The sequence below is a fragment of the Pseudoxanthobacter sp. genome, from assembly GCF_036822375.1.
Lineage (GTDB): Bacteria > Pseudomonadota > Alphaproteobacteria > Rhizobiales > Segnochrobactraceae > Pseudoxanthobacter.
This window is the reverse complement of the sequence record NZ_DAISHT010000153.1, coordinates 1-8,870: the sequence shown is the minus strand read 5'-3', so window position 1 is coordinate 8,870 and position 8,870 is coordinate 1. Positions and strand designations below refer to the sequence as shown.

Here is an 8,870-nt window from a genome sequence, read left to right as displayed (position 1 = left end):
GCGCCGGCGAAACGGTCGGTGGCGCGGATCAGCGCATCGAGGATGCCCGGCTCGTCATAGGCGTGGCCGGCATCGTCGATCAGGTGGTAGTCGGCCTCGGGCCAGGCGCGGTGCAGATCGTGCGCGGTTCTGGTCGGGCAGGCGATGTCATAGCGCCCCTGCACGATCACGCCCGGAATGCCCTTCAGCCGGTGGGCATCGCGGATGAGCTGGCCTTCCTCCATGAACCCGCCGTGCACGAAATAGTGGTTTTCGATGCGGGCGAAGGCCAGCGCATAGCGCGGGTCGGCAAAGCCCGCGGTCAGGGCGGCATTGGGGAGGAGCGTGATGGTGGACCCTTCCCACAGGCTCCACGCCTGTGCCGCCCGCAGCTGCTCGGCCTCGTCATCGCCGGTCAGGCGGCGGCGATAGGCGGCCATCAGGTCGCCGCGCTCGGCCTCGGGGATCGGCGCGACAAAGCCCTCCCACAGATCCGGAAAGAGCCACGAGGCGCCTTCCTGATAGTACCAGAGCAGTTCCGCGCGCCGCAGGGTGAAGATGCCGCGCAGGACCAGCTCGCTGACGCGCTCCGGATGGGTCTCGGCATAGGCCAGCGCCAGCGTGGAGCCCCACGAGCCGCCGAACACCTGCCAGCGCTCCACGCCGACCATGCGGCGCAGGTGCTCGATATCGGCCACGAGATGCCAGGTGGTGTTGGCCTCAAGGCTGGCGTGGGGCAGCGACCGCCCGCAGCCGCGCTGGTCGAACACCAGAATGTTGTAGCGCGCGGGATCGAACAGCCGGCGATGGCTGGGCGAGGCGCCGCCGCCGGGGCCGCCGTGCAGGAACACCACAGGCTTGCCGGCGGGGTTGCCGCTCAGCTCCCAGTAGATGCGATGGCCGTCGCCGACATCGGCAAGGCCGCTGTCGTAGGGCTCGATCTCGGGATAGAAGGTGCGAAGGTGGGGGAGGGGACTCATCCGCCGGACTCCGATTGGGATGACGGCCCCTTCCTAGAGCTTTTCGCCCGCCGTGGAAACCGCCTGCCGCCCGGCCGCGGGCCGGGGCGGGGATCAGGCGGCGTAGGCCACCTCGGTCATCATGCCGCTCGCCATGTGGTAGAGGTTGTGGCAGTGCAGCAGCCAGCGGCCCGGATTGTCGGCGGCAAAGGCCACCGTCACCGTGCTGCCGGGCGCCACCAGCACCGTGTCGCGCATGGCGCCGGCCAGCGGCCGGCCGTCGATGGCGACCACCTGAAAATGATGGCCGTGCAGGTGCATCGGGTGCGACATGCCGGTGCGGTTGGCGAAGGTCACGCGGGCGGTAGTGCGGGCCGTGACCGGCAGCGCCTTGCGGTCCTGCCAGATGGCGCCGTTGATGGTCCAGCGATAGGGCATCATGGCGCCGCCGAGGGTGGCTTCGAGCGGGCGGGCTTCGTCTGCGGCCACGCCGCCGGCGGCCGGAGAGAGCCGGGCCTCGAAGCCGGCGTCGAGCGGCGGGCTGACGGCATCGGCCGTTTCTGCAAGGCGGGGGATGGCGGCCCCGGGCGTGGCCAGAACGATGCCGGTGCGGGCCTTGTCGCCCTCGCGCACCGCAAACACGGCGCAGGCGCCCGCCGGCGGCGTCACCAGCAGGTCGATGCGCTGGCCGAGGGCGAGCGGAAAGCGGCTGCCGGTCAGCGGCACGACCGGGTTGCCGTCGACGGCAATCAGGCTGCCGGCGAGCGGGCCGAGATCGATGTGGAAATTCGTCGCCGAGGCGCCGTTGATGATCCGCAGCCGCACGCGGCCGTTGCGCTCCAGCCGCACCACCTGCGGATCGGCAAGGGTGCGGTCGTTGGCAAGAAAGGCATCGTAGGCGACGTCGTTGAGGTCCATGGTGCCGGCCATGCCGCCCATTGGCATGCCGCCGTGGTCCATCCCGCCCGAAGCCATCCCGCCCGACGCCATGCTGCCGAGATCCATGCCGCCGTGATCCATGCCGTCCATCGACATGCCGCCCGTCGACATGCCGTCATGGTTCATTCCGGCCATGTTCATGCCGGCCATGCCGCTGTCTGCCATGCCACTGCCTGCCGTGCCGTGGTCCATGCCCGGCATGGCTGCGCCGCCCCCGGCCATGCTGCCATGGTTCATGCTGCCGCCGAGGCCGGCGAGAATCTCTTCCGGCGTGCGGAAGCTGAAATCGGACAGCAGCACCACCACGTCCTCGGCATCGAGGCGGGCGTCGTCGGCGCTCTTCACGATCATGGGGGCCGCCAGCAGGCTCTGTTCCTGCAGGCCGTGATGCGAGTGCATCCAGTGGGTGCCTGTACGCGGCGCGAAATCGTAAGTCGCCTCGCCGCCGTCGGCGATCAGGCCGGCGAAGCCGGTGTCGGTTACGCCGTCCTGCTCCGGCGGCGGCGTCTGGCCGTGCCAGTGGATGATGGTCGGCTGGCCGGTGCGGTTCTTCACCACCGCGCGGAACGGCGCGCCGGGTTCCAGCACGATGCCGGGCCTGCCGCCGGGGCCGGCAAGGCGAAACACCGGTGCCGCACGGCCGCCGACATCGATGATGCGCCGCTCTGCCACGATCTCCAGCGGCGCGGTGGCGGCCGCAGCCGGTCCGGCCCTCAGCACCGGCGGCAGAACGGCGAGGGCGGCGGAGCCGGCCAGAAAGTGCCGGCGCGTCAGGCTGAAGCGGGTGGATGGGGACGACGACATGGCTGACCTCGGAACATCGGGGTGAGGACGGGGACGGGCCGGTTCACAGCCGCGCGCGGCCGAGGCGCAGGGCGTTGGTGATGACGCTCACCGACGACAGCGCCATGGCTGCGGCCGCGATCACGGGCGAGAGCATCAGCCCGAACAGCGGATAGAGCAGGCCGGCGGCCACCGGCACGCCGGCGGCGTTGTAGATGAAGGCGAAAAACAGGTTCTGGCGGATGTTGCCCATCACCGCCGCCGACAGGCGGCGGGCGCGGACGATGCCGTTGAGATCGCCCTTCACCAGCGTCACGCCGGCACTTTCCATGGCGACATCGGTGCCCGTGCCCATGGCGATGCCGACATCGGCCGCCGCCAGCGCCGGAGCATCGTTGACGCCGTCGCCGGCCATGGCGACCACGCGGCCGGCCGCCTTCAGCCGGTCCACCGCCTGCTTTTTACCCTCCGGCAGCACATCGGCGATGACCTCGGCGATGCCGAGCCGGCGGGCGATCGCCTCGGCCGTGGTGCGGTTGTCGCCGGTCAGCATCACGATCTTCAGGCCGGCCGCGGTCAGCGCCTTCAGCGCATCCGGGGTGGTGGCTTTCACCGGATCGGCGATGGCGATCATGCCGCAGGCCGCGCCGTCGATGGCGACGAACACCGCCGTCGCGCCCTCGCGGCGGGCCGCCTCGGCTGCGGCGGCAAGCGGGGCGGTGTCGATGCCGGCCTCCCGGAGGAAGGCGGCGTTGCCGGCCATCAGGCGGTGGCCTTCCACCGTGCCGCTCAGGCCGCGCCCGGCGGGGCTGGCGAAATCCGTCACCGGGGCCGGCGTCAGGCCGCGCTCGCCGGCCGCGCGCAGCACGGCGGCGGCGAGGGGGTGGGCGCTGCCGCGCTCAAGGCTGGCGATGAGGCGCAGCACCTCGTCTTCCGCAAAGCCGCCGGCGGTGGCGATGCCGGTCACGGCCGGGCGCCCCTCGGTGAGGGTGCCGGTCTTGTCGACGACGAGGGTATCGACCCGTTCCAGCCGTTCCAGCGCCTCGGCGCTGCGGATCAGCACGCCGGCCTGCGCGCCGCGGCCGACGCCGACCATGATGGACATGGGCGTTGCAAGGCCGAGGGCACACGGGCAGGCGATGATCAGCACCGACACCGCCGCCAGCATGGCGAAGGCGAAGCGCGGCTCCGGCCCGAAGGCATACCAGGCCGCGAAGGCGACGGCCGCCACGGCCAGAACCGACGGCACGAACCAGCCGGCCACCCGGTCGGCCAGCGACTGGATCGGCGCGCGGCTGCGCTGGGCCTGCGCCACCATCTGCACGATGCGCGACAGCATGGTGTCGCGGCCGATGGCGCGCGCCTCCATCACGAAGCTGCCGGCGGCGTTGAGCGAGCCGCCGATGACCGGATCGCCGGCGCCGCGGCCGACCGGCAGGGATTCGCCGGTAACGAGCGACTCGTCCAGCGTGCCGTGACCTTCGGCAACGGTGCCGTCGACCGGCACCTTGTCGCCGGGGCGCACGCGCAGCCGGTCGCCGATGGCGACATGATCGAGCGGCACGTCTTCCTCGCGGCCGTCGTCGAACACGCGGCGGGCGGTCTTCGGTGCCAGTCCCATCAGCGCCCGCAGCGCCCCGGAGGTGCGCTCGCGGGCCTGCAGCTCCAGCACCTGACCGACGAGCACCAGAACGGTGATGACGGCGGCGGCCTCGAAATAGACCGGCACCGTGCCGTCGTGGCCGCGCACGGCGGCCGGGAACAGCCCGGGGGCGAGGGTCGCGACCACGCTGTAGACCCACGCCACGCCGGTGCCGATGGCGATCAGCGTGAACATGTTGAGGTTGCGGGTGACGAGCGACTGCCAGCCGCGCTGGAAAAACGGAAAGCCCGCCCACAGCACCACCGGCGTTGCCAGCAGAAACTGCACCCAGCCGGAGACCTGCGGCGACACGAGGCCGTGCAGGCCGGCGAGATGGCTGCCCATCTCCAGCACGAACACCGGGACGGTCAGTGGCACGGCAATCTTCAGCCGCCGCTTCATATCGACGAGTTCGGCGTTGGGGCCGCTGTCCGCCCGGACGGTTTCCGGCTCCAGCGCCATGCCGCAGATGGGGCAGGTGCCGGGGCCGTTCTGCCGCACCTCCGGGTGCATCGGGCAGGTATAGACCGTGCCTTCCGCCACCGCCACCTCAGGGCCGGCCGGGCTCAGATAGCGGGCCGGGTCGGCAGAGAATTTCGCCCGGCAGCCGGCTGAACAGAAATGATAGAGCGTGCCGCCGTGGGAGAAGTGATGGGGCGTCTTTTCCGGATCGACGCTCATGCCGCACACCGGATCGATGACCGTGGCTGCGGCCGGTGCGGCGGCCGGATGATGATGGTGGTGGCCGCCGCCATGTTCGTCGCCATGCCCGCCGCTGCCATGTCCGCCGCTGCCATGCCCGCCGCAGCAGGCGCCGGGCGCCGCAGCCTGAGAGGGGGCGGCCGCGGGGCGGGGCTTCTTCGGGGGCAGCACGAGGGGCGGGGGGCCGGCGGTGTGTCCGGGGGCGGTGTATTTTTCCGGGTCGGCGGCGAAACGGTCGCGGCATCCGGCGCAGCAGAAAAAATAGGTCGTACCGGCATGGTCGCAGCGATGCCGGGCGGTGGCGATGTCGACACTCATGCCGCAGACGGGATCGGTCGCCGTGCCGGCGGCCGGTGCCGGGCCGGTGTCGCCGCGGTGCGTGTGCTGGTGCGGGCCGTGGCCGCAGGTGCCGCTCATGCCGGCCTCCCTCTGCATTCCCCCGGGGGGTATCGGATGGCTTGATTGATATACCCCCATGCGGTATCACGCAAGCCATGAAGACCGACACGAAATCCTCTGTGACCAACCGGCTGAACCGCATCGAGGGGCAGGTGCGCGGCATTGCGCGCATGGTGGAGGAGGATCGCTACTGCATCGACATCGTCACCCAGATCGCTGCCGTCCGTGCGGCGCTGAAGCGGGTGGAAGAGGCGGTGCTGCGCGATCACGTCGGCCACTGCGTCGCCCATGCCATCCGCAGCGGCGATGCCGACGAACAGGCGCGCAAGATCGATGAGCTGATGGCGGTGTTCGCCCGCACCGAGCGCTGAGGGCGCGGCAACAGCCGGTTCGCGCGGGAAACGCGCCCCGCGTGCGCGGGGCGCCGGCCTTTATTGCTGCGCGGCGAGGAAGCGGCGAAAGCGCATCAGGCTGATGCTGTAGAACAGCGCGCCGGCCGCCGCCATGGCCATGAGGCGCGGCCACACGACATCGATTCCCGCCCCGCGATAGAGGATCGCCTGCGCCAGTGCCACGAACTGGGTGGAGGGCGAGAACTGCTGCGCGGTCTGCATCCACACGGGCATGCTCTCCAGCGGTGTGAAGCCGCCGGACAGCAGGTTCATCGGCAGCACCACCAGGAAGAACAGCAGGCCGAACTGCGGCATGGTGCCGGCGAGCGTGCCGAGAAAGATGCCGAGGGCGGCGGTGAAGAACAGGTAGAGCGCGGACGCCAGCAGGAACAGCGTCACCGATCCGGCGATCTGCATGCCGAGCAGCTGCTGCAGGACGACGAGGATGGAGAAGGCGCTGAGCACCAGCACCACGGCGCCGTTGGCGAGCACCTTGCCCAGCATGATTTCGCTTGGCCCGATCGGCAGCACCAGCAGGTGTTCCAGCGTGCCGTGTTCGCGCTCGCGGATGAGGGCGGCCCCGGACAGAAGCACCGACAGCATGGTGATGTTGCTGACAAGGCCCATGGTGCCGGTGAACCACGTCGACTTCAGCGACTGGTTGAAGGCGATGCGCACCGACAGCGTGACCGGCGTGGTGCGGGTGCCGTTGTTGCGCTGGACGAACCGCGAGACCTCGTCGGACACGATCTCCTGAATATAGCCGGAGCCGATGCCGGCCTGCATGATGGCGGTGGCATCGATCAGCAACTGGACATCGGGCGAGCGGCCGGCGAGCACGTCGGACTGGAAGTCGGGCGGGAAGTCGAGCACGAAGATGTAGCGCGCATCGTCCATCGCCCGGTCCACGTCGTCGGGGCTGATGGCGACCGGCTTCTGGAACCGCGGCGGCAGCAGGGCGTCGATGATCTGTTCCGACAGGGCCGAGCGGTCGTGGTCGACCACGGCCACCGGTGCGCGGTTGAGATCGTGCGACATGCCGTTCGCCTGAATGTAGATGGCGGCGGTGAAGGCATAGATGACGAAGGCCAGCATGGCATAGTCGCGCCGCAGGCTGAGGAACTCCTTCTTCATCAGCACCCAGATGTTGCGCGCGCGGTTGCGGCCGGGCGCGGCCGGCTCTGGCCCGTCAGCTTTGGCCCCGTCAGCTTGGGCCCGCTCGTCGTGTGCCGGATCAGCCTTTGCCATATCAGCGCCCCTGTTTGCGGATCAGCAGCCAGGCCGTCGTCAGCAGCACCGGCCAGAACAGCGCCAGCGCACCGGCGAACGGCAGCAGGTCGACGAAGCTCAGGCTCTTGGTAAAGGCGCCGACGCTGGCGCGCAGGAAATAGGTGGTGGGAAACAGCGTGCCGATCACCCGGGCGGAGCCTTCCAGCGTGGCGACCGGCTGCAGCAGGCCGGAAAACTGGGTGGCCGGCACCATGGTGGAAATGGCCGTGCCGAACAGGGCGGCGACCTGTGTGCTGGTCAGCGCCGACGAGACGAGGCCGATGGCCGTGGTGGCCAGCACATAGAGCAGCGCGCACAGCGCGAGGCCGGCAAAGCTGCCCTTCAGCGGCACGCCGAACACGGTGAGCGCGGTAATCGTCATCACGCCGAAATTGAGCAGCGCCACCGCCACGTAGGGAAGCTGCTTGCCGAGCAGGAATTCCAGCTTGCTGACGGGCGTGACATAGAGGTTGGTAATGGAGCCGAGCTCCTTTTCCGTCACCACGCTGAGCGCGGTCAGGATGGCCGGGATGAAGATCAGCAGCAGTGCGATGGTGGCGGGCACCATGGCATCGACGCTGCGGAAGGCCTGATTGTAGCGGTAGCGCAGCTCAACCCCGGCTGCCTGCGTGCTGCTCTGCCCGGCCGCCTCGGCCACGTCGCTGAGGAAGCGCAGGTGCACGGCCTCGACATAGGACTTGATCGTTTCGGCGCGGAACGGCATGGCGCCGTCAACGGTCGCCAGCAGCTCCGTCGGCCGGCCGGAGCGCAGGTCGGAACCGAACTGGCCGGGAATTTCCAGCGCGAAGGCGATGTCGTTTTCCAGAAGGCGGCGGTCGAGTTCGTCCGGCCCGCGGATCGGCGACTGCATCTCGAAATAGGGCGAATGGGCGAACTCGTCGATCAGCGCCCGGCTTTCCGGCGTGTCGTCGCGGTCGTAGACGGCAAAGCGGATGTGATCGACATCGAGGGTGATGCCGAAGCCGAAGATGAGCATCAGCAGCAGCGTGCCGCCCAGCGCGAAGGCGAGCCGCACTTTGTCGCGCGTCAGTTCCAGTGCCTCGCGCATGGCATAGGCGCCGATGCGGACCGGCGAGAGCCCGCGCACGGTGCGGGTGGGGGCCGCCGTTTCGGCCGCCGGCGGGGCCGCGGGGGCGGCCTCGCGGCCGCCAAGCTCCATGTAGGCGACGAAGGCTTCTTCCAGGCTTGAGGCGTGCTGCGCGGCCTGAAGCTCCGCCGGGGTGCCGGTGGCGATCACCTTGCCCGCATGCATGAAGGAGATGCGGTCGCAGCGCGCCGCCTCGGACATGAAGTGCGTGGAAACGAAGATCGTCACCCGGTCGCGCCGCGACAGCACCTGCAGATCGTCCCAGAAGCGGTCGCGCGCCACCGGGTCGACGCCCGATGTCGGCTCGTCGAGGATCAGGATTTCCGGCTTGTGCAGCACCGCCACCGCCAGCGAAAGCCGTTGCCGCACGCCGAGCGGCAGGCTGTCGGCGAGGGCGTCGAGATCGTCCTTCAGGTCGAAATCGCGGGTCAGTTCGGCGATGCGCGCCGTGGCCGCTGCGCCCTCCAGCGAGAAGATGGCGGCATGGAGCGCCAGATTCTGCCGCACGGAGAGTTCGCCATAGAGCGAGAAGGCCTGCGACATGTAGCCGACGCGGCGGCGCGTCTCGATATCGCCGGCGTCGACGGTGCGGCCGAACAGCCGCGCCTCGCCGGCGCTGGCCGGCAGAAGGCCGGTCAGCATCTTCATGGTGGTGGACTTGCCGCAGCCGTTGGAGCCGAGGAAGCCGAAAATCTCGC

At 69.8% G+C, this 8,870-nt stretch carries 6 protein-coding genes; 1 reads left to right on the top strand and 5 read right to left on the bottom strand.

Annotated features, from left to right (window positions below):
• The 3 genes from pip to V7067_RS13095 all read right to left on the bottom strand — a co-directional run.
• The coding region (pip, locus tag V7067_RS13105; protein WP_334176347.1) for a prolyl aminopeptidase at positions 1 to 959 on the bottom strand (959 nt) is incomplete at its 3' end.
• A 93-nt stretch (positions 960 to 1,052) separates the two neighbouring features.
• Positions 1,053 to 2,681: a multicopper oxidase domain-containing protein gene (locus tag V7067_RS13100; RefSeq protein ID WP_334176346.1), complete on the bottom strand. Its 1,629-nt coding sequence runs from the start codon at positions 2,679 to 2,681 to the stop codon at positions 1,053 to 1,055.
• A 43-nt stretch (positions 2,682 to 2,724) separates the two neighbouring features.
• On the bottom strand, positions 2,725 to 5,421 hold the full coding sequence (locus V7067_RS13095) for a heavy metal translocating P-type ATPase (protein WP_334176345.1): 2,697 nt from the start codon (positions 5,419 to 5,421) through the stop codon (positions 2,725 to 2,727).
• A 77-nt stretch (positions 5,422 to 5,498) separates the two neighbouring features.
• On the opposite strand from V7067_RS13095, the gene V7067_RS13090 reads away from it, so the two are divergent.
• Positions 5,499 to 5,774 carry a metal-sensitive transcriptional regulator gene (locus tag V7067_RS13090; RefSeq protein ID WP_334176344.1) on the top strand — a complete coding sequence of 92 codons (276 nt, stop codon included), beginning with the start codon at positions 5,499 to 5,501 and terminating at the stop codon, positions 5,772 to 5,774.
• 60 nt (positions 5,775 to 5,834) lie between these two features.
• Here V7067_RS13090 and V7067_RS13085 read toward each other — a convergent pair whose 3' ends face one another.
• Complete coding sequence (locus V7067_RS13085; RefSeq protein ID WP_334176348.1) at positions 5,835 to 6,929, bottom strand: ABC transporter permease; 1,095 nt, start codon at positions 6,927 to 6,929, stop codon at positions 5,835 to 5,837.
• A 115-nt stretch (positions 6,930 to 7,044) separates the two neighbouring features.
• Positions 7,045 to 8,870 (bottom strand): ABC transporter permease (locus V7067_RS13080; RefSeq protein ID WP_334176343.1); only part of this gene is annotated, 1,826 nt, incomplete at its 5' end.